This is a genomic window from Chitinophaga pollutisoli, from assembly GCF_038396755.1.
Classification (GTDB): domain Bacteria; phylum Bacteroidota; class Bacteroidia; order Chitinophagales; family Chitinophagaceae; genus Chitinophaga; species Chitinophaga pollutisoli.
Map to the genome: position 1 here is coordinate 2,587,912 of NZ_CP149822.1, position 23,279 is coordinate 2,611,190.

Genomic DNA, 23,279 nt, shown 5'->3' on the forward strand with positions numbered 1-23,279 from the left:
CCGCGATCATCAGCTTCCCCACACCTGCGATTTCCGTTTATTGGAGAAGACATGCCAGCCCCTCCGCGACCGAAATCCCCCGTTGCCATACAATGCCCCGAGCCCGCAAAAACTACGCGCACCGCACCGGACGCCGCGCATCTTACGCCGCACGCTGCCAGGGAACTACTTTCCCGAAAGGCATTACAAGGCCCGCCGCAGTATACTTACCACGACCGGCACCCCGCTTCCGCCGTTCCATTACCTGCGCCATTATTACATGATGCCCGCATTCCGCAGACACACAAGGCCATAAAAGCCCTTTACCGCAGGATTTACCCGGAACAACTGCCAGGACTGCCATTCAAGCCGGCCACCAAAGGCTGACATTACAATCGGAAATCAAAATGTTGTGATCATTAAAAAGCCTACATCGTTTTGGGATGGAAGGTTAACGGATATAAAATTACTAAATTTTTTAGCAAAAAGAAAGAAAAGAACCGGATATTTGATTTGATAATGCGTAAAAAACTAAAAGGGCGGAAGTTATATTTCCGCCCTTTTTTATCGTCAGTTATGTCATTAAAATTACCCCTTGAACTTCGCGAAAGCCGCGATGGCATTGTGCCCGCCGAAGCCAAACGTATTGCTCAACGCCACATTCACCGTGCGCTGCTGCGCTTTACCCAACGTCAGGTTCAACCCCTGCGGAATATCCTCGCCCAACTCAGTCGTATTAATCGTCGGCGGAACGATATCGTCCTTCACCGCCATAATACATGCAATCGCCTCAATCGCCCCGGCTGCCCCCAACAAGTGGCCCGTCATCGATTTCGTTGCACTGATGTTCAACTTCTTCGCATGCTCGCCAAATAAAGTCTGGATCGCTTTCAGCTCGCTCACATCGCCCAAAGGCGTAGATGTAGCATGCGCGTTGATGTAATCCACATCCGTCAGCGACAAACCCGCGTCATCCAACGCTTCCTTCATGCCCAGCTGCGCACCGGCGCCCTCAGGATGCGTGGCCGTCAGGTGATACGCGTCGCAACTCATCGCGCCGCCCACCATTTCACCGTATATCGTCGCCCCACGCGCAATCGCATGGTCGTAATCTTCCAGGATAATCGCTCCCGCACCCTCACCCATCACAAAACCATCACGGTCTTTATCGAACGGACGCGATGCATGCTCCGGATCGTCGTTTCGCGTGCTCAACGCCTTCAACGCGTTAAAACCCGCAATACCCGCACGGGTCACAGGGCTCTCCGAACCACCGGCCACAATCATGTTTGCCTTACCGAGGCGGATATAGTTAAACGCGTCTACCAACGCACTGTTGGAAGATGCACATGCGGAAACCGTGCAATAGTTAATACCCATCAAACCGTACTTAATCGCAATCTGACCGGCGGCAATGTCGGAAATCAAACGGGGAATAAAGAACGGGTTGAACTTCGGCACAAAATTCATCTGCGTGAACTCCACAATCTGGTCCTCGAAGGTCTGCATACCGCCGTTACCCGACGCCCAGATCACCCCAAACTTACTGCGGTCCACCGTCTCCAGGTTCACGCCGCTGTTCTCGATCGCCTGCGTGGCAGCGATCATCGCATACTGCGTAAACATGTCCATTTTCCGCGCTTCCTTCTTCTCGATATATGATTCAATGTCCAGTCCCTTCAGTTCACAGGCGAATTTAGTCTTGAATGCTGTGGTGTCGAACCGGGTAATCGGACCCGCGCCGCTCTTGCCGGCTTTCAGGTTTTCCCAGAAGGAGTTTACATCCAAACCGATCGGCGTGATGGCTCCCATCCCGGTGATTACGACTCTCCTCAGTGTAACAGTGCGCATAAGTTTTACTTTGAATGACAAAAGTTAGGACGCAAAGTTACTCGTTTATTATCACGTTTGTGCATACGCATGAGAAAAAAGACACATATAGTTTGATTTTTAAATCCCCACACACCAAATCCCCCTTAAAACTGCAAATAAATAGGCATCATCGGCTCCTGCGTCTTCACTTCATTCAACAACCATATGAACAATACCATCACCGCCGCCGCTCCCGCCCAATGCAGGCGCGAAAAGCTCCCGGCCAGCCTGTCGTCCCATTTCGAAGGCAAAAAATGCAATAAGTAACCCAAACCCATCAACAACATCACCTGCGGATAACCCGCCATCACATCCCACACCAAATGCCCCTGGAAATTACCCGTCACCTGCCCCAGCAGTTCCCAGGCGCCGGCAAACGTCTCCATCTTGAAAAACACCCAGCAGAAACACACCAGGTGGAACGTAAACAACACGCCGCCCAGCTTCCACAAACCCGCCCGCACAGGGCCCGTTTTCAACCACTTTACGCCTTTCTGCCACCTGATCCATAACTTATCCACCGCCAGCGAACCGCCGTGCACGCCGCCCCAGAAAATAAAATTCCAGCTGGCGCCATGCCAGAACCCGCCGACCAGCATCGTCAGCATCAGATTCATATACTGCCGGAACGTCCCTTTGCGGTTGCCGCCCAGCGGGATGTATACGTAATCCCGCAACCAGCTCGACAAACTGATATGCCATCTCCGCCAGAATTCCGTGATCGAACTGCTTTGGTAAGGTTTGTCGAAGTTCGGGGGGATAACGAAGCCCGTCCACCGCGCGATCCCGATGGCCATATCCGAATAACCGGAGAAATCGCAGTAGATCACCATCGCGTATCCGTACACGCCCAGCAGGCACTCAATACCCGTGTGGCGCGAAGGATCGTCGAAAATATATTGTACGAAGTGCTGGTAAATAAAATCGGAGATCACCACCTTTTTGAACAGGCCGTTGATGATAAGAAACATCCCCTTCCCTACATCTTCCCCGTTCAGCACATACGGCTTGCGGATCTGCGGGATGAAATCCGCCGCGCGCACGATCGGCCCCATCATCAGTTTCGGGAAAAAGGACAGGAAGAAGAGATAATCCATGAACTTGTCCACCGGCTTGATTTCCCGCCGGTATACGTCCACCGTGTAACTGAGGTTTTCGAAGGTATAGAAGGAAATCCCGATCGGCAGCAGCACCTGGATGGGATGGATGTTTCCGCCGGCCAGGTCGTTGATGCAGGTGATGAAGAAGTTGGTGTATTTGAAATAGAACAGCAGCCCGAGGTTGATCACCACACTAAACCACAACAACCCCTTCCGGACGCTTTCCTTTGTTTCCCGGTGGATGCGGTTGCTGAGATAGAAATCCACGATGGCGGCGATGATGACCAGCAATACGTATTCGCCGCAGGCGAGATAGAAGAAATAAAGGCTGAATCCGCTGAATACCGCTACGCGCCCCTTTCGCTGTTGCGCACCAGCTGGTAGCAGAGCAGGAACGCGGCGAGGAAGAAAAGAAAGAAACCGCTGTTGAAAAGTATCGGCGACTTTTCATTGTAAAGTAACAGGGATGCGAGGTTCTCGAAAGACATGCGTCAGTTTTTCCGTATGGTTTGTTGCCATTGTTGATATCCGTTCAGGATGGCTTTGCCGAGCAATTCGCCCTGCAGCCGGTATCCATAGGCATTGAAATGTACACGATCGTGGCTCCAGGCGCGGGAGAATCTGGCATCGCCGCGCATATCGCCGAACAGGTCCCAGCAGGCGTGCCCTTCCTCCCGGCAGAACTCCATGATCGCCTGCCGGAGCACTGCGGCCTGGGGCACCGCTACGTAAGTCGTGCGGTAACGCGTTTTTTTGGATCCTTTCGGACGGTAAGGAACGGATCGCTTCCTCATCATCCCGGAAGGCGGTGTGGTGAAAATAAACACCGGATCACCGGGGCCCTGCTGTAAATCCCGCACGGCCGTCTTCATCTCCGCCTTCAGCTGTTCCGCCGAAACGCCGCCAAACGCTTCGTTGGTGGCTAATGACAAAATTACCAGGTCCGGCACAAATTCTTCCGCCAGGTAAACCATCAGCCCATCTTCCGTTCCATACTGCTGATTGTAATGCATCAGCTGCGCGCCATTGATGCCGATGGCGTTGTATGTAATCCCTTTATCACCGCGCGCTTCCATTCCGCCATAAAACCGCCAGATGGAAGGGAACCGCAACGTGACGGATGTTACACCGCTGTCTGCCACATATACACCGCGCCGGGCAGGCAAATCCTCTCCGCCGTCGTACACATGGCCGTTTTCCACTTCCGGGAAGTCGGGCCCCTTAAACCAGAAAGTCAGCTTCCCGATAGTGCTGTCGGAAGTATAGGTGATGCTCGCCGCGGTTTTATCGCGCGACAACATCAAACCACCCATCCCCGGCCACTCACTGATATGCCGGTCGACCATCCGTTCACCTTTCCATCGTTGGGGACTGCTCCAGGTGTAATCGGCCGGACCGTTTGTACCGCCCAATTTGTAGGGGAATACAAACCCTCTTCCCGCGTACCCGAACCTTTCCTGCAATTCCTTTCGCGCCGCGTCGGGGAAAAAGCCGCCCTGCACATGGGAATCCCCGATGTGAAGGATGGATATTCGCGTTGAATCTGAAGCGAGTTTTTCGTACAACGGGTACAATACCGTATCGTTAAGGAGCTTCTGTGCGGAAGCGCCCATCCAGCTGCCGGTAACCAGCATCGCCGCAACCAACCGCCTACATAGCTTCCTGCCTGAATTCATCCATGATCGCTTTATACAACAGGGCGCCCACCCTGGAAGCCCCGCGGAAATTAAAATGTGTGTAATCTTTATTCGCCAGCGCCTGCTCGCCTTCCACCCAGCGCGCCATCGCCCCATCGCCGCCCATAGCGGTGTACAGGTTCCAGTACGCCAGTCCTTTCTCTTCCGCGAATTCGTGCTGCACTTTCAACAACGCCTTCACGCCCGGCGCCGTTACATACCTGCCATTCTTGCGATACGCCTTATCCGCCGTGCCCACGATCAGGAAACTCGATTGCGGAAAGTACCGCCGCAGCGAATCCACCACTTTTTCCATGGGCCGCTCGTACCAGTCGAACCGCGTGTTCTCCGGCATAAACAGCACATTGGCGCCGTAATGCAGCACGATCAGATCGTATGGCCGAACGGACTGCACCTGTTTCCACATATCACTGCTCAGCTTTCCCAGCTCCACGCCGCTGATACCGCGGAAAGAATAGTTGTCGAGGAAAATCCCTTCCCGGCTTTCGAAGCACACGCCATACAAAGGCAGTGGCTGATTGCCGGGAAATTTGAACGTGAGGGATCGTGTAGCCGAATCCGTATAGAAAGAATAGGAATTGAGTTTTCCGATGCCTTGCAGATCCGCCGGCCGGTCGTTGATGCGCACTTTCCCGGAGCCTTTCCCGTACAGGATGCTGACTTCCCCGAATTCGTCGAGCCGCTGGCGTTTGACGGGCGAGAAGCGCACCCAGCTTTCCGGCGCGGGCACGAAGGCGTGCCCTGAAATACCTAATTCCACGCCTGCGGGCGGGGAATTTTTGAAATGATAGTCGGTCCAGTTGGGAGAAAAGCTGTGGGTGATGGTGGTGCGGAACCCGGAAACCACGGAGGTGGCGGGCACGAAGCCGACGCCTTCGCCGCCGAAGTAGGATTGCAGGCTGTCACGGAGGTCCATGGTGATGAGATCGCCCTCGATCATGGAATCCCCGAAATAAGCGATGCGTACTTTTTTGCGGGATCCTGTCCGGAGTTGGCGGAGCGCTTCCATGAAATGGTGCATACCGGAACCGGAGGGGCCCGTCGTGTAGCCGTAATCGAGAATACCGGGGTAAGTGAGGTAATCCCTCGGCGGGAGGGGCGCCCGTTGCAGCGAATCCAAACCGCCCGCGGGATCAGTTGCGGCAAGCAAAGCAGTATCCGCCGCCGGCTCCATAACGGGATCGGGCGTACGGAGATCCGCAAAAATATCCATCGGGCGGAGGGTGTGGTTTCCCGCGGTTACGACTGGCTTCCCGAACGAAATCGCGGCCAGGCCGGCGATAGCGCCCAGGGTAATGAGAAGCGGATAGGGATGTTTATTTCCGGAAGACATAAGTCGGCATATTCGAAACAGGCGGACGTACCGCCGCTAACTGTCGCAAATCTAATATTTGGCCAGCTTCATTGCATCATCCAGCTCGTATAATTTATATTTTTTAATCATCGACCGTACCCGGCTCACCCACACCTGCCCCGCGGTCGAATACCCGGAACGGATGAGTTTATTGAGCCATTGTTCATAATCATCGCTACCCTTCATGGTGGCAAACCATTTCTTTTTCATGACTACTTTGGTGAAATGGCGGTAAGACGCTGTGTCGGTCGTGTATTCGCGGTACATGCTGCGGTAAGTGAAACCGCGCTTCGCCAGGTTGTTTTTCCCGACGATTCCGAAGTGATTCCTGAGCAAGCGGGCATTCTTACTCGTACCGCTTCCTGATTCCAGCATCGCGATGCCGAGGATGATACTTGCCGGAACACCGGTTTCCTGGGAGAGGCTAACTGCAACGGGGCTAAATTTCTCGAGGTACTTTTGAGGGGTCTTCTGCGCCGAAACGGATAAACTGGTTATCAGCATCCCGCCCAGCAGCAGTCTTCTTTTGGATAAAAACATGCGAACTATTTAGATCATCCAATCTGCACCGGTTCCTTATCACCCCGCAAATTTACGCCTTTCTAAAAGATAAAATGTAAGTAATATGTTAATATGTTCTAATTCATCAATATCGTAATACCATATTAACTACCACACCCTAATATTTTTGCATGTTGCGTTAATTCTCATCCTGCGCGCAATCCGCAAACGTAAAATTCAGATGGCCGGTGCGGAGGCCATGTCCCTGGTACACCACCATCTTCAGCCAATAACGGCCGTCGTCCAGCAGGATCACCTCGCAGGTTTCGATCTGCATGTTGTAAAATGCCCGCAGATCCATATCCAGCTGCAAATCAGCCGTTTGGTCGAATACAAAAGGATACAGGCGGTCTTCGTCCGATTTTTCGTCGTACACGGCAAGCGTCACGGCGATCGTTTCGTCCTCGAAATTGATCTTCAGCTGGAAAATCCCCTGGTCGCGGAGATCCAGCTTTTGTATGGCGGCGATGGTTTGAATTGTCGTTTCCATTGTTTCTGTATGCTGAAAAGAGAAGCCATACCCTGCGGGGATATGGCTTTCATTAGGTAAATGTCGTTTCGGAAAGATTATTTTTTCACGAGCGAAAGGGCCAGCTCATCCAGCTGCACCTGGTCGATGGAAGACGGCGCATCCAACATCACGTCGCGGCCCGAGTTGTTTTTCGGGAAAGCGATGAAGTCGCGGATGGTTTCGCTGCCGCCCAGCAGGGAGCAGAAACGGTCGAACCCGAAAGCGATCCCCCCGTGCGGAGGCGCGCCATATTCGAACGCGCCCAACAGGAACCCGAATTTGTGGTCCGCTTCTTCCTTGCTCATACCCAACGCCGCAAACATCTTCTCCTGTAGGTCGCGCTGGAAGATACGGATGGAGCCGCCGCCGATCTCGGTGCCGTTCAGCACGATGTCGTACGCGTTAGCTTTGATCTTCGCGTACTGCGACAAATCATCCATCAAATGGATATGCTCCGGTTTCGGCGCCGTGAACGGATGGTGACGCGCCACCCAGCGGTTATCTTCCTCCGCGTATTCGAACAGCGGGAAGTCGATCACCCAAAGCGGTTTGTACACGTCCTTGTTGCGAAGACCGAGGCGCTCGCCCATTTCCAGGCGCAGCTCGCTCATCGCCTTGCGCGTGCGCTCTTCCTTGCCCGCGAGGATCAGGATAAGGTCGCCCGGCTGGCTCTGGCACTGGTCTGCAAACAGTTTCAGCGCTTGCTCGTTAAAGAATTTATCGACAGACGATTTCAGGGAACCGTCGGTGTTGTGCTTGATGTAAACGAGGCCGTTCATGCCGATCTGCGGGCGCTTCACCCATTCCGTCAGCTCGTCGAGCTGCTTGCGGGTGTACTCCGAGCATCCGCTCACGTTGATCCCTACTACCAGTTCTGCATCATCGAACACTTTGAAGCCGTTGCCGCGGCCGGGCTCGCCGAGGTCTACCAGTTTCATTTCGAAACGGATATCGGGTTTGTCGTTGCCATAGTATTTCATGGCATCGTCCCAGGTCATGCGGGGGAAGGGCTCGTTGAATTCGATGCCTTTGATTTCGCGGAAGATGTGTTTGGTCATCTCCTCGAAGTTGTTCAGCACGTCTTCCTGGTCGACGAAGCTCATTTCGCAGTCGATCTGCGTGAATTCGGGCTGGCGGTCGGCGCGGAGGTCTTCGTCGCGGAAGCACTTCACGATCTGGTAGTACCGGTCGTAGCCGCTCACCATGAGCAGTTGCTTGAAGGTTTGGGGCGACTGCGGCAGGGCGTAGAACTGGTTAGGGTTCATACGGCTGGGCACTACGAAGTCGCGCGCGCCTTCCGGTGTGGATTTGATGAGGTATGGCGTTTCCACTTCCATAAACCCGCGGCCGTCGAGGAAGTTCCTGGCGGCGCGGTTTACGCGGTAGCGGAGCGTGAGGTTTTGTTTAACGATGTTGCGGCGCAGATCGAGGTAACGGTATTTCATGCGCAGCTCGTCTCCACCGTCGGTATCGTCCTGGATGGTGAAGGGAGGCGTTTTGGAACCATTGAGGATGCTGAATTCCGATACGGTGATTTCAATATCTCCGGTGGGGATGTTGGGGTTTTTATTGGTACGCTCGGTGGCGGTGCCTTTCACCTGGATCACGAATTCGCGGCCGATAGGCTGTTGGTCGAGCTGTGCGTTGAGCGATTCGCCGAGGAGGAGCTGCGTGATGCCGTAACGGTCGCGCAGGTCCACGAAAGTGATGCTACCAAACTTGCGGACGGTTTGCACCCATCCGGCCAGGGTTACCGGCTGGCCCACATGTTCCATGCGCAATTCTCCACATGTATGCGATCTGTACATTGTTTGCTGTTCTTTTAATAAGGAGGTCAAAGATAAGAAAGGCTGCGGGAAATGCTACCGCAAGGCTCTAAAAAACCGATTTATGTCAATTTCCGGCGGGATGGCTTCTCCGTGGATGAGATTACCCACAAATTTCCGTGCGGCCCAGGGCGCGAGGGAACAACCTTTCGACCCCATACCGTTAAAAATCCCCAGCCGCGGGTTATGCGGATGCAGCCCCGCCATCGGCCGCCGGTCCGGCCCCGTTGGTCTTACAGCCGCGCGGTGCCCGATGACTTCATACGGCGTTAGCAACAGTTGCTGCAGCTGGGCTTCGATCTGCGCCCGCGCCTCATTTGTAGGGTTGATATCGGTATAATCCCAGGCAAACGTGGCGCCGGCCCAGTAGGTTTGGTCGCCGAGGGGAACGAGCGTAACGCCTTTTTTGATGATATCCGCGGTTTCAAATGGGAGGCGGATGATGAGGGCTTCGCCTTTGTTGGGATGGAATTTCAATTTTCCGAACCAGGGATTTCGCGGGGAAGCCGCCCCTTCGCAAAAGATCACTGCTTTTGCCTGTAAGTCCTTGTAAACAACACCATGATCCTTCAATTCAAGCGCCGCCATCTCGAATGTCTCCCTCCGGGCCCCGATATGCGCCGCCCATGCCGGCAGCAATGCCCCCAGGTCCACGTTCGCGCCCTTCACGATCCCCGCGCCAAAAGGCGCTTCCAGCAAGCCTTCATACCTTTCCCCTTCCGGGAAAACGCTATATGGCGTAGGGTGCGCGGCAAATGCGTCCCGCATCTGGGCGGTAGGCCACACGTTCCAGATATCCCTTTCCGTGAACACGGAAACGCCCAATGCCGCCTCCATGGCGCGATAGGTGGCTAGCGCCAGCGGGTAAATAGTATCGTATAGCCACGACACTTCGAACAGCCGCCCCGACACCGGGTTGATGATCCCCGCCGCCAGGCGCGACGCGGCATCGGCGCGCCCGTCGTCGAACACGGCGATCTTCAATCCCGCCTGCCGCATTTCCCATCCCAGCAAGGTGCCGGCCACGCCCTGGCCCGCGAGTATGTAATCTACTGTCTCCATAAAAATTCCGCAGCAAAGGTAAGGGCAAAAAAATCCCCGTCACGATGCGCAACGGGGATGTATAATAGGTAAATATTACCGGGTTGATCAGGCGGGAACGCCTTTCAGCACTTCGGCCATGCGTTTGCCGATGTCTGCGGGGCTGTCTACCACATGAACGCCACAGGCGCGCATGATCTTCATTTTTGCGGCGGCGGTATCGTCCGCACCACCGATGATGGCGCCTGCGTGGCCCATACGGCGGCCCGGAGGCGCTGTCTGGCCGGCGATGAAGCCTACAACGGGTTTGTGGGGATTGGCTTTGATCCACTCCGCAGCTTCCGCCTCCATAGAACCGCCGATTTCACCGATCATGATGATGGCTTCGGTTCCGGGATCGTTCATCAGCAGTTCCACCGCTTCGCGGGTAGTGGTGCCGATGATCGGGTCGCCGCCGATACCGATGGCGGTGGAAACACCCAGACCGGCTTTTACCACCTGGTCGGCTGCTTCGTAAGTCAGGGTACCGGATTTGGATACGATGCCGATTTTACCTTTTTTGAAGATAAAGCCGGGCATGATGCCTACTTTGGCTTCTTCTGCGGAAATAACGCCCGGGCAGTTGGGACCGATCAGGCGGGTATTATGCGCTTTGAGGTAGTTCTTGGCTTTCACCATGTCCTGAACGGGAATACCTTCGGTAATGCACACTACCAGGCCGATGCCCGCGTCAGCAGCTTCCATGATCGCGTCTGCCGCGAATGCCGGCGGTACGAAGATGATGGATACATCCGCTCCCGTCGCCTTTACCGCGTCTGCCACGGTATTGAACACAGGGCGCTCCAGGTGGGAGCTGCCGCCTTTACCCGGCGTTACGCCACCTACCACGTTGGTGCCGTACTCGATCATTTGTGTGGCGTGGAAAGTACCTTCAGTACCGGTAAATCCCTGCACGATCACTTTGCTGTTCTTATTAACTAAAACACTCATCGCGTCTGATTTAATTATTTTTTAGATAAGGTGGGGCAAAAATAACGGATAATGGCTAAAAAGAAAAGGAAAGCCGCCTTGGTTGAGGAATATTAACTATTTGTTGCCGCCTTCTCCACCCTTCTGCCGCCATTTCTTGTCCCGGAACATCTCCATTTTCCGCATTTCCTTGATGTCCTGGAAGAACTCGGAAGCGAAAATAAAGTCGTTCAGCAGCTTGTCTTCACTGAAAATGATGTCTTCATTGCTGCCTTCCCACTGTTTTTGCCCCTGGTGCATGTAGATGATATGGTCCCCGCTTTCCATTACGGTATTCATATCATGGGTATTCACCACCGTGGTGATGTTGTAATCAACGGTAATGTCTTTGATGAGCTTGTCGATCACGAGGGAGGTCTGTGGATCGAGGCCGGAGTTGGGCTCGTCCACGAACAGGTATTTGGGATTGAGCACGATAGCCCGGGCGATGCCCACCCGCTTTTTCATCCCGCCGCTGATTTCGGCGGGGAATTTTTTATTCGCGTCTTTCAGTTCCACCCGATCGAGGCACTCCTGCATCCGCTTGCGTTTTTCTTTGTAGCTCATGCTGGAAAACATGTCCAGCGGGAACAAGATGTTCTGCTCCACGGTCATGGAGTCGAAGAGCGCCGAGCCCTGGAACAGCATCCCGATGGCCTGGCGGATGGGCTTCTTTTCCTTATCGTCCATGGCGGTGAAGTCTTCCCCGCTATACAGCACCTGACCGCTGTCTACGGGCATGAGGCCTACCATGCACTTCATGAGCACCGTTTTTCCGCTGCCGCTGGCGCCGATGATGAGGTTCGTTTTACCGGCCTCCATGGTGGCGGACACATCTTTCAGTATCTCCTTTTCTCCAAAACTCTTGCGGATATTTTTCAGTTCTATCATAGATCGTTCTTCTCGGTTTGAGGGTTACAGCAGCATGGCCGCCAGGGCATAGTCGGCAAAAAGGATCATCACACAGCTCACAACTACCGCGGTGGTGCTGGCTTTCCCGATCTCGAGGGCGCCCCCCTGCACATGGTACCCGTAATAAGCCGGTATGCTCGATATGATGAAGGCGTATGTGTAAGATTTGCTCAGGGCGAAGAATACATTGTACCCATCGAACGAGCTGCGCAGCCCTTCCATGAACTGCTCATGCGACAGGATGCCGCTCAGCTTGCCCGCTTCCAGCCCGCCGAAAATGCCCAGGAACGCCGCGATCACCACCAGCGCGGGGATCGTCAGCAAAGCCGCCAGGATCTTGGGGCCTATCAGGTAGGCTTTGGTATTGATGCCCATGATCTCCTGCGCGTCGATCTGCTCGGAAATACGCATGTTCCCCAGTTCCGACGCGATCTTGGAGCCGACCACGCCGCCCAGCACGATACAAATCATGGTCGGCGCCAGCTCGATGATCATCGTGTCGCGCACCACCATCGCGATGGTGGATTTGGGAATGAACCCGCTTACCAGCTGGTAAGCCGTTTGCACCGTTGTAACGGCGCCAAGGAAAGTGGAGATGATCACTACGATGCCCAGGGATCCGATCCCGATGTCCACACACTGTTTCATAAACTCCTTCCAGTACATCCTCATGTTCTCCGGGCGGGAGAACATCCCTTTCAACATCAGCAAAAACCTGCCGAAATGATAAAAAAACCTGAACTCCATAACTTGTCAAAGATACTGGGAAAATGAATTGTTTCGCCCCTTTATCGCAAACTCCCCACCAGCAGCCGTTTAAGGCTCCGCTCGATAATTTCGCCCATAGTGTTGCACCGGGCAAACACCTGGTCGTGGTAATGCTCCGCCAGCTCTTCCCCCAACTGTTTGATTTTCCCGGGAAACGACACCCGGTCGGTCATGATCACATCCCGCAGGTCCTTGATCCGGTGCCGCTGCACCTTCATCCGCCGCGCGATCAGCGACCGCTCTTCCTGCTGGTATTGCTTCACCACCTCCGCGTTGAGGTGCTTCATCGCCAGCTCCACGAACACCCGGTTCTCCTTGAAGAACTGCGGCATGTACAGTGTCTTCTTCCCTTCGTAAAACTGCTGGTCGAAGTCGATCGCCCGGATGCGGAACTGCACGTCGTCGAAATCGGGGGTGATGTCGAAAATAAAATTATACGACCGCATGTCCCCCAGCAGCCGCACAAAACACCGCTCGTTGAACTTCACGAACTCCTTGGCGATGCGCTTGGGGTTGAACTCGGGCCGGTCCAGCCAGGATTTGGCGAACTGGTCGCCAGGCACCCCGGCAATGTGCTCCTCCACCAGCGTGTTGCCGTCTACGAGAAAGTTCATCCAGTACGGAGAAAGGATATGTTCCAGCTCCAGGCCGTAAATGCGCGAAGCGTCAGCGATCTTGATGTAAAAATAGTCGTAAACCTCGTTGTAGTTGTTGACGATCTTGATGCGGAAAGGGTGGGAATTGCCGAACGTACAGTAATCGATCCGCTCGATGTGCAGGTGTTCTTCGGCCGCCTGGTCGCCGCCGGCCTTGAGGATGGAATAAATGCGCTTGAGCCCCGCATGCAGGCCGGGGGTCATGCTCTGCGGGTAAAGGACCGACTCCCAGAGCGAGTCTTTGCCTTCCTTGTCGTATACCGGGATGCCGTAATCGTAATACTTCAGTTCTTCATACGTTACCGGCAGTTTGATTTCCCGCTCATACAGCTTCAGGTAGTTCCGGAATGCCGGGTTGAGCGGAAAAAATATCTTCTTGCGCGAGATGGATTGCATGCCGGAAATTACGAATTATCCGGTTTCGGGGACTATTTCATGGCGCCTTCGATGTCTTTCCGGATTTTGGCTGCGATATCCTCTCCCCAGATTTTACCCGCCACCTGCGATTCTGCAGTAATGTGCGGCATCATTTCCACCATCTTCTTTCCCGCATCCGACTTATAAAATGCAATCATGCCATCCACATCCTTTTCCGAAAAATAGCGCTCGTAAATGGGAACGAGCAGGTTGGCCAGGTCTTTTTCGTTGTAATACCCGGCGATGCGCGTCCAGACGGCGGTATCTACCGAGGGATATGCTTTCTGGTACTGCGCCAGCATCTGCTTCACGGTATTCATGCCTACCCGCGAAGCGCCGTTCAGGCTCAGCAGCACCCGGATCTTGATCGTTTTGGCGGACTCCTGCGCCGAGGCGCCCGTGGCCACAGCGGCCAACAGCAGTGTGAACAGTAATTTCTTCATATCGGGGTAAGATAATGAAAGAAAAAGCGGGCCGCAAAGCCCGCCTTCCCGGTTATTTCTTCCTGCCGTTCGTTTCGGCTCCTTTTTTACATTTCGTTTGCGCGTCCACCACGGCGATGAGCACCATGTTCACGATCTGCCGCACCGTCGAGCCCAGCTGCAGGATGTGCACGGGCTTCTTCATACCGAGCAGGATCGGCCCGATGGCATCGAAGCCCGCAACGCCCTGCAGCAGATTGTAAGCCACGTTGCCCGCCGCCAGGTTGGGGAAGATGAGCGTGTTCACGTCTTCGCCGATCAGTTCGGAGAAAGGATAGTTTTCTTTCAGCACGGGTTTGTTGAAAGCCATTGCCGCCTGGATCTCACCGTCAACAGTAAGCGTGGGGTCTTTCTGTTTCACGATCTCCCGGGCGCGGCTCATCAGCTGCGCTTCCGGCGTCTGGCTCGAACCGAAGTTGGAGTACGACACCATCGCGATGCGCGGCGTCATGTTGAACTGCTTCACTTCCTTCGCTACCATGAGCGTGATTTCCGCCAGCTCTTCCGCGGTGGGGTTGAGGTTCACCGTGGTATCCGCCAAAAAGAGCGGTCCGCGCTTGGTTTGGATGATATACATACCCGCCACGCGCTTGGCGCCTTCTTCCATACCGATCACCTGCAAGGCCGGACGGATCGTATCGGGATATTTGCGGGTAAGGCCGGAGATGAGTGCATCCGCCTCGCCGGTTTCCACCATCATGCAGCCAAAATAGTTGCGCTCGCGCATGATTTTCTTGGCTTCGTACAGGTTGAGCCCTTTGCGCTGGCGCTTCCGGAAAAACAACTCTCCGAAGTGATGGCGCTTCTCCGCCATTTCATCACTCTTGGGATCGATGATGATCGCATCATCGATCTCGATGGAGTTTTCCTCCATGAGCTGCCGGATGCGTTTTTCACTCCCGAGCAGGATCGGGATGGCGATATTTTCCTCGCTCACCACTTGCGCGGCTTTGAGGATCTTGAGGTTGTCCGCCTCGGAGAATACCACGCGGCGCGGGTCTTTCCTGGCTTTCACGCCGATCACGCGGAACAGCTGGTTGTCGAGGCCGAGGCGGTTGTTCAGTTCTGCCTCATATGCTTCCCAATCCGTGATGGGAGCCGTGGCCACGCCGCTTTCCATCGCCGCTTTCGCCACGGCGGGCGCTACGGTGCTGAGGAGGCGGGGGTCCAGGGGTTTGGGAATGATGTAATGGGGACCGAATACAATATTGCGCTCGCTATACGCGAGGTTCACGATATCCGGAACAGGCGATTTGGCGAGGTCAGCCAAAGCATGCACCGCGGCCAGTTTCATGGCTTCGTTGATCTGCGTGGCGCGCACGTCGAGGGCACCGCGGAAGATGTAGGGGAAACCCAGTACGTTGTTCACCTGGTTGGGATAGTCGGAGCGGCCGGTGGCCATGATTACGTCTTTCCGGGCAGCGGTGGCAGCTTCGTAGGAGATCTCGGGATCGGGATTGGCCATGGCGAACACGATCGGGTTCTTGGCCATGCTCCTCACCATCTCTTCCGTCACTACGTTGCCGATACTCAGCCCAACGAACACATCCGCGCCTTTCAGCGCTTCGGTGAGGCTGGTAACTTTTGCGCTGGTGGCGAAGACCTGTTTCATCTCGTCGAGGTCGGCGCGTTGCTTATTCAGCACACCGTCTTTATCAAACATGATGAAATTCTCCGGCTTCGCACCCAGGGAGGCATACAGCCGCACGCAGGCCATGGCCGCAGCCCCGGCGCCATTCACCACGATTTTTACTTTATCGATTTTCTTTTTAACGAGTTCCAGTGCGTTGAGCAGGGCGGCGCTGGAGATGATGGCGGTGCCATGCTGATCGTCGTGCATCACCGGGATCTTCAGCTCCTTTTTCAGTCGGTCTTCGATGGCGAAGCACTCGGGGCTTTTGATGTCTTCCAGGTTGATGCCCCCGAAAGTGGGCTCCATGGCTTTCACCACGCGCACGAATTCGTCTACGTCTTTCGTATTCAGTTCTATATCGAAAACATCGATGTCTGCGAAAATTTTGAACAGTACGCCTTTACCTTCCATCACGGGTTTGCCGGCTTCGGGGCCGATGTCGCCCAGGCCGAGCACTGCCGTGCCGTTGCTGATAACGGCTACGAGGTTGCCTTTTGCGGTGTATTTGTACACATTCTCCACGTCTCTCGCGATCTCCTTGCAAGGCTCCGCCACACCGGGCGAGTAGGCCAGCGAAAGATCCCACTGCGTCTTGGTGTCTTTGGTCGGGATGACTTCGATTTTGCCGGGGCGCCCTTTTGCATGGTAATCGAGCGCGTCCTGCTTGTTCAGTTTCTTGGCCATAAAAAGATTGAATTGGGGCTGCAATATACGGACTTCGGGCCGAACGGGCCTTAAATGCCTCCCCATTGTTGGTTAAAATTGCTTACTTTTACGCTGTTAAACATTCGCTTTTAATATGATACAACGCATACAAAGCCTTTGGCTCCTTCTTGCGGCCGTTGCCGGCGTAGCCGTCGCCCGCTTCGATCTGTGGAAAGCCACCTACACCAAAGGCGCCGCCGCAGGCACGGATATTTTCAACGCCACATCCAACTACATGGTTTTCATCCTGTTGATCATTAGCATCCTCCTGTCTGCCGGTTGTATCTTCCTGTATAAAAACCGCAAACTGCAATTCCGCCTGACGGTCGTGAACCTGCTCCTTTCCGTGGGCATCCTGGCGCTCATCTACCTGAAAATCGGGGAAAGCGCGCAAAAGCTGGCGGCAGACGGCGCCGTGAGCATTCGCGGCTCTTATCTCATCCCCGCCTTCCTCCCCGTGGTGATGATTGTTTGCCTCTTCCTGGCGGCACGCGGCATCTACAAAGATGAAAAGCTCATCAAATCGCTGGACCGCCTCCGCTGATCCGCGATTGCCACCATATGCAAGCCCTCCGCATGCCGGGGGGCTTTTCTGTTTCGACAGGGGCAACTGTATAATTACTGTATAGTTACTGTATAGTTCCTATATGGTTACTGTATAGTTACTGTATACTAACTGTAACCGAGCCCCCAGGCGAAAATACACAGTAACTATGCGGAAAATATCCCATATCCATCCTTTAACTACAGAGTTAACCTACATTTATTAACAAAAAAGCCGGCTGAACGGATCAGCCGGCTTTCGTGTCATATATTTCCGTTTACAGGAATTTCCCTGTATAACTGTCTTTCACTTTCTTCAGTCCTTCGGGCTGACCGGCGTACAGCAGCGTTCCGCCGCCTTCGCCGCCTTCCGGCCCCAGGTCTATCACCCAATCCGCCGAGCGGATCACGTCGAGGTTGTGTTCGATCACCAGCACGCTGTGCCCCTGGTCGATGAGCGCGTTGAAAGAATCCAGCAGCTTCTTGATGTCGTGGAAGTGCAGACCGGTGGTAGGCTCGTCGAAGATGAAGAGGATATGCCCCTGCGCCTTGCCTTTGCCCAGGAACGACGCCAGCTTCACACGCTGCGCTTCCCCGCCCGAAAGCGTATCGCTCGACTGCCCCAGCTTCACATAGCCCAGGCCCACATCGCTCAACGGTTTGATCCTGGCGATAACATCTTTCTCCTCTTTAAAGAATTCGATCGCCTCATCCACGCCCAGTTCCAGGATATCGAAGATATTTTTCCCTTTGTACTGCACTTCGAGCACTTCGTCTTTGAAGCGCTTCCCGCCGCAGGTTTCGCAGGTCAGGTGTACGTCTGCCAGGAACTGCATTTCCACGATCACTTCGCCTTCGCCCTTGCAGGTGTCGCAGCGCCCGCCGTCCACGTTGAATGAAAAATGCTTGGGCTGGAAGCCGCGCATCTTGCTCAGGGGCTGTTTGGCGAACAGGTCGCGGATTTCGTCATATGCCTTGATGTAGGTAACCGGGTTGGAACGGCTGGATTTGCCGATGGGGTTCTGGTCCACCATTTCGATCTGGGTGATGAAATCCATATCGCCTTTCATCACGCGGTACTGGCCCACACGGTCGGTAAACTCCCCTTTCAGCTTCATGAGCGCCGGGTAGAGAATCTGCTTCACAAGCGTGGTTTTCCCGGATCCGGACACACCGCTCACCACCGTGAAAATCCCCAGAGGAAATTCCACATCCACGTTCTTCAGGTTATTCTGCCGGCAGCCTTCCAGCTGGATGGAGCGCTTCCACTTGCGGAGGTGCGCCGGCGGCTCCAGGCGGTAGTGGCCGCTGAGGTATTTGCCGGTGAGGCTCTTGCCGTCTTTCAATATTTCGGGATAAGTGCCCGAGAAGGTCACCTCGCCGCCGAGGTGGCTCGCCAGTGGGCCCATGTCGATAATGTAATCGGCTTTTTCCATCATCTGCTCGTCGTGTTCCACCACTACTACGGTGTTGCCGAGGTCGCGCAGCTCATGCAGCACCCGGATGAGCCGGTGCGTATCGCGGGCATGCAGCCCGATGCTCGGCTCGTCGAGGATGTAGAGGGAATTGGTGAGGTTGCTGCCCAGGGTACGCGTCAGCTGGATGCGCTGGCTTTCGCCGCCCGACAGCGTATTGGCCACCCGGTTCAGGGTAAGATAACCCAATCCCACGTCCAGCAATGTTTTCAGCCGGTGGTTGATCTCGATGAGGATCCTTTTGGCCACTTGCTGCTGGTATTCGCTCAGTTCGAGGTTGTCGAACCAGACTTTCAGCTTCTCCACAGGCATGTCTACCAACTCCGAAATCCCCTTGCCGCTCACTTTCACGTACGTGGCTTCCTGGCGGAGGCGGGCGCCGTGGCAGGTGGGGCAGATGGTCCGCCCGCGGTAACGGGCCTGCATTACGCGGTATTGCACCTTGTAGAGATTCTGCTCTACCATCTTGAAGAATTCGTTGATACCGTAGAAGTGCTCGTTGCCTGACCAGAGCAGCTCCAGCTGCTCGTCGGTAAGGTCGGAGATGGGTTTATGGACGGGGAAATTGAATTTGCGGGAAGATTTGATGAGCGCTTCCTTGTATTCGCCCATCTTTTCGCCGCGCCATGGCGCGATGGCCCCTTCGAACACGCTGAGGCGCTTGTCGGGGATCACGAGGTCGCGGTCGATCCCCAGCACCTGGCCGAAACCTTCGCAGGTGGGGCAGGCGCCGTAAGGGTTATTGAAGGAGAAAAGGTTCGGAACAGGCTCTTCGAACTGGATGCCGTCCAGCTCGAAGCGGTTGGAGAATACGGGCCCCAGCTTGCCGTCGACCTCCAGGGTGCAATATCCCTCGCTTTCGTAGAAGGAGGTTTGCACGGAGTCGGCGATGCGGTGCTTGTCGTCTTCTTCGAAGTCTTTCACCACGATGCGGTCGATCAGCACGAATGTATCGGCGGCGATTTTCGGGGCTTTTTCTTCCATCAGCTCCTCGATCCGGACGAGCGCGCCGCCTGCGTAGAGCCTGGAAAAGCCTTTCTGCATGAGGATATTAAGCTCTTCCAGCGGCTTGCGGTTGGCATGCTGGCGGAAGGGGACGAGTATCTGGACTTTGGCGCCCTGGGGGAGTTTTGAGATGTAGTCCACCACATCGGCCACTTCGTGCTTTTTGACGAGCTGGCCGGTAACGGGAGAAAAGGTTTGCCCGGCGCGGGAAAAGAGCAGGCGGAGGTAATCGTAGATCTCGGTCATGGAGCCTACGGTGGACCTGGGCGTGCGGGTCACCACTTTTTGTTCGATGGCGATGGCGGGACAGATGCCTTTTATATAATCGACGTCCGGTTTGTTCATCCGCATGAGGAACTGGCGGGCGTATGCGCTGAGGCTTTCCGCATAGCGGCGCTGGCCTTCGGCGTAGAGGGTGTCCATCGTGAGGCTGGACTTTCCCGATCCGCTCACACCGGTGACAACCACGAGCTGGTTCCTGGGGATGGAGACGCTGACATTTTTAAGATTATGCACCCTCGCTCCCTTGATAAAGATGGCGTCAGGAGCGCTAACTGGTTCACGTTCAACGGTTTTTTCCTTGGATTTGACTTTTGCGCACATAAGGATTACAAATGTACGTATTAACGGGTATTTTACAGGAAGCTTGTTGTTTTATTCAACTATTCCGTTATATTTGCATTGACCGGTATGCTTATACCTAGTTCACCCCGGTTGGATTCATCACAAAAAATTGTACATTATCGTTCGACTTTTACGCTACTAAACAACCTACTGACGGCAACGTCCGTACTATTTACTAACCGCTATTGGTAGACGTATATGCAAGTAATGTACAAGCTGAACGATGAACAACTCATCACACTGTTCAAAAAGGGCCATGCTTCCGCTCTGGAAGAGTTGGTTTACCGTCATAAGGACAAACTTTTCACTTCCATCGTATTACTCGTTAAAGACAGTTTTCTTGCTGAGGATATCTTCCAGGACACCTTCATCAAGATCATTGATACCATACGTGCCGACCGATACACTGAGAAAGGAAAATTTCTGCCCTGGGCGATGCGCATCGCGCACAACCTTTGTGTGGATTATTTCAGGAAAGTCAAGCGTACGCCGGTAATCAAGACCGGAGACGATAAAGATATTTTCAATGTGCTGAATTTCAGCGAGCCCAGCGCCGAAGAGAAAATGATGACGCGGCAAAGCCACAACAACGTGCGCCGCATGCTGGACCTCCTCCCTGAAGAACAGCGCGAAGTTATTATTCTCCGCCATTATGCGGACCTCAGCTTCAAGGAGATCGCGGACCTCACGCAGGTGAGCATCAACACCGCCCTTGGCCGTATGCGGTACGGCCTGATCAATCTCCGGAAGATGATGACGGAAAAACAGATTTGTTTGTAATGCCCTTTTTTTGCTTGCCATGAACGGGCGGTAAGATGCAAGTCTACCGCTCGTTTTTTTATTTCCCCTTCCCTATCATCAATACTCCCGTGAGCACGAGCGCCGTTCCCGCCAGCTGCTCCCAGGTAATCGGTTCCCCCAGGAAAATATATGCCTGGACAATAGTCGCCACCGGTCCGATGCTGGTCACGATCGCCGTATTCCCCGACCCGATCTTGCGGATGCCTTCGCTGGTGAGGAAGGTTGGGATGACGGTGGATACGATCGCCATCTGGAAACACAGCCAGTAGGTTTCCCTGCTGAAATGGCGCACCTCCGCGCCGTGGGTTACAAAATATTGCGCAAAAATTCCCAGCGACGCAAAGCAAAGCGCATACGCCGTAAACTTCATCGACCCCACTTTCGGGATGATCTCCCCGCCGCCTACGATATAAAAAGCATACGTCACCGCGCAACCCAGCACCAGCAGGCACCCCGTGATCACCCCCGGGCTCCATTCCTGCCGGATGTCGCCCACGAACACTACCAGCATCCCCGCGTAAGCGATCGCCAGGGCCAGGAACTGCGTACGGGTCACCTTCCGCTTGAAGGCCACCGCGCCGATCAGCAACGCGAATGTGGGATAGAGGAACAGGATCAGCCGCTCCAGCCCCGCCGAAATGTAGGCCAGCCCCAGGAAATCGAGGAGGCTGCTGATGTAATACCCCAGCAGGCCCAAACCCGCCACCCAGCACCATTGCTTCGGGGTCAGTTTCACATTGTCGGGCCGGCGGTAAAGTACGATGGCGGTGATGACGTAGAACGGGAGTGCGAAAGCCATCCGCAGCGCCAGCATGGAAATGGCGTCTATGGCTTCCGTCCGGTAGATGAGTTTGACGTAAATGGCTTTGGCGCTGAACATCATCGCGCCCACAAGGGCCATGGCGTAGCCAAGCGCATAATTAGACCTGTTCATGGTATTGGTAAGGGCCCTGCCGGTTGGGATCACCGGCAGGACCGGCTATTGGGTATCCCGGAATCCGGGATCAGACTTTTTCATATACGATGGCCGCACCCTGGCCCACGCCTACGCACATCGTGGCCAGCCCGTATTTCGCGCCTTCGCGGCGCTGCATTTCGTGCAGGAGGGTGGTGGTGATGCGTGCACCGCTGCAGCCCAGCGGGTGGCCGATGGCGATGGAACCGCCGTTGGGATTGATTTTCGACGGATCGAGCTTCAGTTCGCGGATGCAGGCGAGTGACTGCGCCGCGAAGGCCTCGTTCAGTTCGATCACATCCAGGTCGGCCACGCGGATGCCGCTGCGCTGCAGGGCTTTGACGGTGGCGGGCACCGGCCCGATGCCCATGATGGCCGGGTCTACCCCTGCCACGCCCATCCCCCGGATCATAGCCAGCGGCGTAAGGTCGAACCGTTTGAGTGCGGCTTCGGAGACGATCAGCACCGCCGAGGCGCCGTCGTTGATGCCGGAAGAGTTGCCGGCCGTTACGGTACCGTCTTTGGCGAAGGCGGGACGGAGGTCCGCCAGCTTCTGGAGGCTCGTTTCGCGGGGGTGCTCATCGGCTGAGAAAACCACTTTATCCTGTTTGTTGGGGGTGATTTCCACGGGAATGATTTCCTGCTGCCAGATCCCTGCCTGGAGGGCTTCTTTGTATTTGGATTGCGATTCGAAGGCGAAGCGGTCCTGGTCTTCCCGGGAGATTTTCCATTCCCGGGCCACGTTCTCGGCGGTTTCGCCCATGGAGAAAGGGTAGTAGCGGTCGGCGAGCTGTTTATTGGTGAAGCGCCAGCCGATGGTGGAGTCGTAGATCTCGGTTTTGCGGCTGAAGGCGCCGTCGGCCTTGGGCATCACGAGGGGCGCGCGGGTCATGCTTTCCACGCCACCGGCGATATAGACGTCCCCTTCTCCTACCATAACGGCCCTGGCGGCGTCCATGATGGCCTGGAGGCCGGAGGCGCAGAGGCGGTTGACGGTGTTGCCTGCTACGGACACGGGCATTCCGGCGAGGAGAACGGCCATGCGGGCCACGTCGCGGTTGTCTTCTCCGGCTTGATTAGTGGCGCCGGCGATCACGTCTTCCACGGCCGAGGGGTCGAGGGTGGGGTTCCGGGAGAGGAGGGACCGCAGCATGAGGGCCAGCAGGTCGTCGGGGCGGATGGAGCTCAGGGCGCCGCCATAGCGGCCGATGGGGCTTCTTACCGCGTCAACTATGTAAGCAGTTTGCATACGTGAAATGGTTAGGAATTGCGAATGTAGGGCTTCCAATCCGGATAACCAGCCACACAAACGAATCTACAATTCGGCAATCCGAAAATCGGATGTACCTTTGCA

At 55.0% G+C, this 23,279-nt stretch carries 21 protein-coding genes; 3 read left to right on the forward strand and 18 right to left on the reverse strand.

Features of this window, described 5'->3' with window-relative positions; translation table 11 throughout:
• The first annotated feature begins 51 nt into the window (after positions 1 to 51).
• Positions 52 to 366, forward strand: coding sequence for a hypothetical protein (locus WJU16_RS10510; protein WP_341838270.1), 315 nt, complete (start codon positions 52 to 54; stop codon positions 364 to 366).
• 201 nt (positions 367 to 567) lie between these two features.
• Here the strand turns inward: WJU16_RS10510 and fabF are convergent, their stop codons facing one another.
• The 15 genes from fabF to WJU16_RS10585 form a co-directional block, all read right to left on the reverse strand.
• Complete coding sequence (fabF, locus tag WJU16_RS10515; protein WP_341838271.1) at positions 568 to 1,830, reverse strand: beta-ketoacyl-ACP synthase II; 1,263 nt, start codon at positions 1,828 to 1,830, stop codon at positions 568 to 570.
• Positions 1,831 to 1,955: 125 nt separating this feature from the next.
• Positions 1,956 to 3,242, reverse strand: coding sequence for an MBOAT family O-acyltransferase (locus tag WJU16_RS10520; protein ID WP_341838272.1), 1,287 nt, complete (start codon positions 3,240 to 3,242; stop codon positions 1,956 to 1,958).
• 56 nt (positions 3,243 to 3,298) lie between these two features.
• Positions 3,299 to 3,439: a hypothetical protein gene (locus WJU16_RS10525; protein WP_341838273.1), complete on the reverse strand. Its 141-nt coding sequence runs from the start codon at positions 3,437 to 3,439 to the stop codon at positions 3,299 to 3,301.
• A 3-nt stretch (positions 3,440 to 3,442) separates the two neighbouring features.
• A complete protein-coding gene (locus tag WJU16_RS10530) occupies positions 3,443 to 4,627 on the reverse strand; it encodes a GDSL-type esterase/lipase family protein (RefSeq protein ID WP_341838274.1) in 1,185 nt (394 codons plus the stop codon).
• Entirely contained in the window at positions 4,602 to 5,981 is a 1,380-nt protein-coding gene (locus WJU16_RS10535) for a hypothetical protein (RefSeq protein ID WP_341838275.1), read from the reverse strand. The genes WJU16_RS10530 and WJU16_RS10535 overlap by 26 nt, the downstream gene beginning before the upstream one ends.
• 51 nt (positions 5,982 to 6,032) lie before the next feature.
• Complete coding sequence (locus WJU16_RS10540) at positions 6,033 to 6,542, reverse strand: glucosaminidase domain-containing protein (RefSeq protein ID WP_341838276.1); 510 nt, start codon at positions 6,540 to 6,542, stop codon at positions 6,033 to 6,035.
• A gap of 160 nt (positions 6,543 to 6,702) precedes the next feature.
• The gene (locus tag WJU16_RS10545) at positions 6,703 to 7,053 is read right to left on the reverse strand and encodes a hypothetical protein (RefSeq protein WP_341838277.1); all 351 of its coding nucleotides are present in this window, start codon (positions 7,051 to 7,053) and stop codon (positions 6,703 to 6,705) included.
• 77 nt (positions 7,054 to 7,130) lie between these two features.
• The gene (gene aspS / locus WJU16_RS10550; protein ID WP_341838278.1) at positions 7,131 to 8,882 is read right to left on the reverse strand and encodes an aspartate--tRNA ligase; all 1,752 of its coding nucleotides are present in this window, start codon (positions 8,880 to 8,882) and stop codon (positions 7,131 to 7,133) included.
• A 54-nt stretch (positions 8,883 to 8,936) separates the two neighbouring features.
• The gene (locus tag WJU16_RS10555) at positions 8,937 to 9,962 is read right to left on the reverse strand and encodes an FAD-dependent oxidoreductase (protein WP_341838279.1); all 1,026 of its coding nucleotides are present in this window, start codon (positions 9,960 to 9,962) and stop codon (positions 8,937 to 8,939) included.
• Positions 9,963 to 10,049: 87 nt separating this feature from the next.
• On the reverse strand, positions 10,050 to 10,931 hold the full coding sequence (sucD, locus tag WJU16_RS10560; RefSeq protein ID WP_341838280.1) for a succinate--CoA ligase subunit alpha: 882 nt from the start codon (positions 10,929 to 10,931) through the stop codon (positions 10,050 to 10,052).
• 96 nt (positions 10,932 to 11,027) lie between these two features.
• The gene (locus WJU16_RS10565; protein ID WP_341838281.1) at positions 11,028 to 11,840 is read right to left on the reverse strand and encodes an ATP-binding cassette domain-containing protein; all 813 of its coding nucleotides are present in this window, start codon (positions 11,838 to 11,840) and stop codon (positions 11,028 to 11,030) included.
• A gap of 24 nt (positions 11,841 to 11,864) precedes the next feature.
• A complete protein-coding gene (locus WJU16_RS10570) occupies positions 11,865 to 12,608 on the reverse strand; it encodes an ABC transporter permease (protein ID WP_341838282.1) in 744 nt (247 codons plus the stop codon).
• Between the two features lie 41 nt (positions 12,609 to 12,649).
• Positions 12,650 to 13,681 (reverse strand): hypothetical protein, encoded by a 1,032-nt coding sequence (locus WJU16_RS10575; RefSeq protein WP_341838283.1) that lies wholly within the window; start codon positions 13,679 to 13,681, stop codon positions 12,650 to 12,652.
• A gap of 32 nt (positions 13,682 to 13,713) precedes the next feature.
• Positions 13,714 to 14,145: a DUF2059 domain-containing protein gene (locus WJU16_RS10580; protein ID WP_341838284.1), complete on the reverse strand. Its 432-nt coding sequence runs from the start codon at positions 14,143 to 14,145 to the stop codon at positions 13,714 to 13,716.
• Between the two features lie 52 nt (positions 14,146 to 14,197).
• On the reverse strand, positions 14,198 to 16,501 hold the full coding sequence (locus WJU16_RS10585) for an NADP-dependent malic enzyme (RefSeq protein ID WP_341838285.1): 2,304 nt from the start codon (positions 16,499 to 16,501) through the stop codon (positions 14,198 to 14,200).
• Between the two features lie 115 nt (positions 16,502 to 16,616).
• On the opposite strand from WJU16_RS10585, the gene WJU16_RS10590 reads away from it, so the two are divergent.
• Positions 16,617 to 17,066 (forward strand): DUF4293 domain-containing protein, encoded by a 450-nt coding sequence (locus WJU16_RS10590; RefSeq protein ID WP_341838286.1) that lies wholly within the window; start codon positions 16,617 to 16,619, stop codon positions 17,064 to 17,066.
• A gap of 277 nt (positions 17,067 to 17,343) precedes the next feature.
• Here the strand turns inward: WJU16_RS10590 and uvrA are convergent, their stop codons facing one another.
• The gene (uvrA, locus tag WJU16_RS10595; RefSeq protein WP_341838287.1) at positions 17,344 to 20,148 is read right to left on the reverse strand and encodes an excinuclease ABC subunit UvrA; all 2,805 of its coding nucleotides are present in this window, start codon (positions 20,146 to 20,148) and stop codon (positions 17,344 to 17,346) included.
• 219 nt (positions 20,149 to 20,367) lie between these two features.
• On the opposite strand from uvrA, the gene WJU16_RS10600 reads away from it, so the two are divergent.
• A complete protein-coding gene (locus WJU16_RS10600) occupies positions 20,368 to 20,949 on the forward strand; it encodes a sigma-70 family RNA polymerase sigma factor (RefSeq protein ID WP_341838288.1) in 582 nt (193 codons plus the stop codon).
• Positions 20,950 to 21,007: 58 nt separating this feature from the next.
• On the opposite strand, the gene WJU16_RS10605 is transcribed toward WJU16_RS10600, so the two are convergent.
• Positions 21,008 to 21,904 (reverse strand): DMT family transporter, encoded by an 897-nt coding sequence (locus WJU16_RS10605; RefSeq protein WP_341838289.1) that lies wholly within the window; start codon positions 21,902 to 21,904, stop codon positions 21,008 to 21,010.
• Between the two features lie 70 nt (positions 21,905 to 21,974).
• Positions 21,975 to 23,174, reverse strand: coding sequence for an acetyl-CoA C-acyltransferase (locus WJU16_RS10610; protein ID WP_341838290.1), 1,200 nt, complete (start codon positions 23,172 to 23,174; stop codon positions 21,975 to 21,977).
• Positions 23,175 to 23,279: the final 105 nt, after the last annotated feature.

Excerpts from the sequence above, each read along its gene's own strand:
- WJU16_RS10510 (WP_341838270.1), top strand. The coding sequence starts at position 52 with ATGCCAGCCCCTCCGCGACCGAAATCCCCCGTTGCCATACAATGCCCC.
- fabF (WP_341838271.1), bottom strand. The coding sequence starts at position 1,830 with ATGCGCACTGTTACACTGAGGAGAGTCGTAATCACCGGGATGGGAGCC.
- WJU16_RS10525 (WP_341838273.1), bottom strand. The coding sequence starts at position 3,439 with ATGTCTTTCGAGAACCTCGCATCCCTGTTACTTTACAATGAAAAGTCG.
- WJU16_RS10530 (WP_341838274.1), bottom strand. The coding sequence starts at position 4,627 with ATGAATTCAGGCAGGAAGCTATGTAGGCGGTTGGTTGCGGCGATGCTG.
- WJU16_RS10535 (WP_341838275.1), bottom strand. The coding sequence starts at position 5,981 with ATGTCTTCCGGAAATAAACATCCCTATCCGCTTCTCATTACCCTGGGC.
- WJU16_RS10540 (WP_341838276.1), bottom strand. The coding sequence starts at position 6,542 with ATGTTTTTATCCAAAAGAAGACTGCTGCTGGGCGGGATGCTGATAACC.
- WJU16_RS10545 (WP_341838277.1), bottom strand. The coding sequence starts at position 7,053 with ATGGAAACGACAATTCAAACCATCGCCGCCATACAAAAGCTGGATCTC.
- aspS (WP_341838278.1), bottom strand. The coding sequence starts at position 8,882 with ATGTACAGATCGCATACATGTGGAGAATTGCGCATGGAACATGTGGGC.
- WJU16_RS10555 (WP_341838279.1), bottom strand. The coding sequence starts at position 9,962 with ATGGAGACAGTAGATTACATACTCGCGGGCCAGGGCGTGGCCGGCACC.
- sucD (WP_341838280.1), bottom strand. The coding sequence starts at position 10,931 with ATGAGTGTTTTAGTTAATAAGAACAGCAAAGTGATCGTGCAGGGATTT.
- WJU16_RS10565 (WP_341838281.1), bottom strand. The coding sequence starts at position 11,840 with ATGATAGAACTGAAAAATATCCGCAAGAGTTTTGGAGAAAAGGAGATA.
- WJU16_RS10570 (WP_341838282.1), bottom strand. The coding sequence starts at position 12,608 with ATGGAGTTCAGGTTTTTTTATCATTTCGGCAGGTTTTTGCTGATGTTG.
- WJU16_RS10575 (WP_341838283.1), bottom strand. The coding sequence starts at position 13,681 with ATGCAATCCATCTCGCGCAAGAAGATATTTTTTCCGCTCAACCCGGCA.
- WJU16_RS10580 (WP_341838284.1), bottom strand. The coding sequence starts at position 14,145 with ATGAAGAAATTACTGTTCACACTGCTGTTGGCCGCTGTGGCCACGGGC.
- WJU16_RS10585 (WP_341838285.1), bottom strand. The coding sequence starts at position 16,501 with ATGGCCAAGAAACTGAACAAGCAGGACGCGCTCGATTACCATGCAAAA.
- WJU16_RS10590 (WP_341838286.1), top strand. The coding sequence starts at position 16,617 with ATGATACAACGCATACAAAGCCTTTGGCTCCTTCTTGCGGCCGTTGCC.
- uvrA (WP_341838287.1), bottom strand. The coding sequence starts at position 20,148 with ATGTGCGCAAAAGTCAAATCCAAGGAAAAAACCGTTGAACGTGAACCA.
- WJU16_RS10600 (WP_341838288.1), top strand. The coding sequence starts at position 20,368 with ATGCAAGTAATGTACAAGCTGAACGATGAACAACTCATCACACTGTTC.
- WJU16_RS10605 (WP_341838289.1), bottom strand. The coding sequence starts at position 21,904 with ATGAACAGGTCTAATTATGCGCTTGGCTACGCCATGGCCCTTGTGGGC.
- WJU16_RS10610 (WP_341838290.1), bottom strand. The coding sequence starts at position 23,174 with ATGCAAACTGCTTACATAGTTGACGCGGTAAGAAGCCCCATCGGCCGC.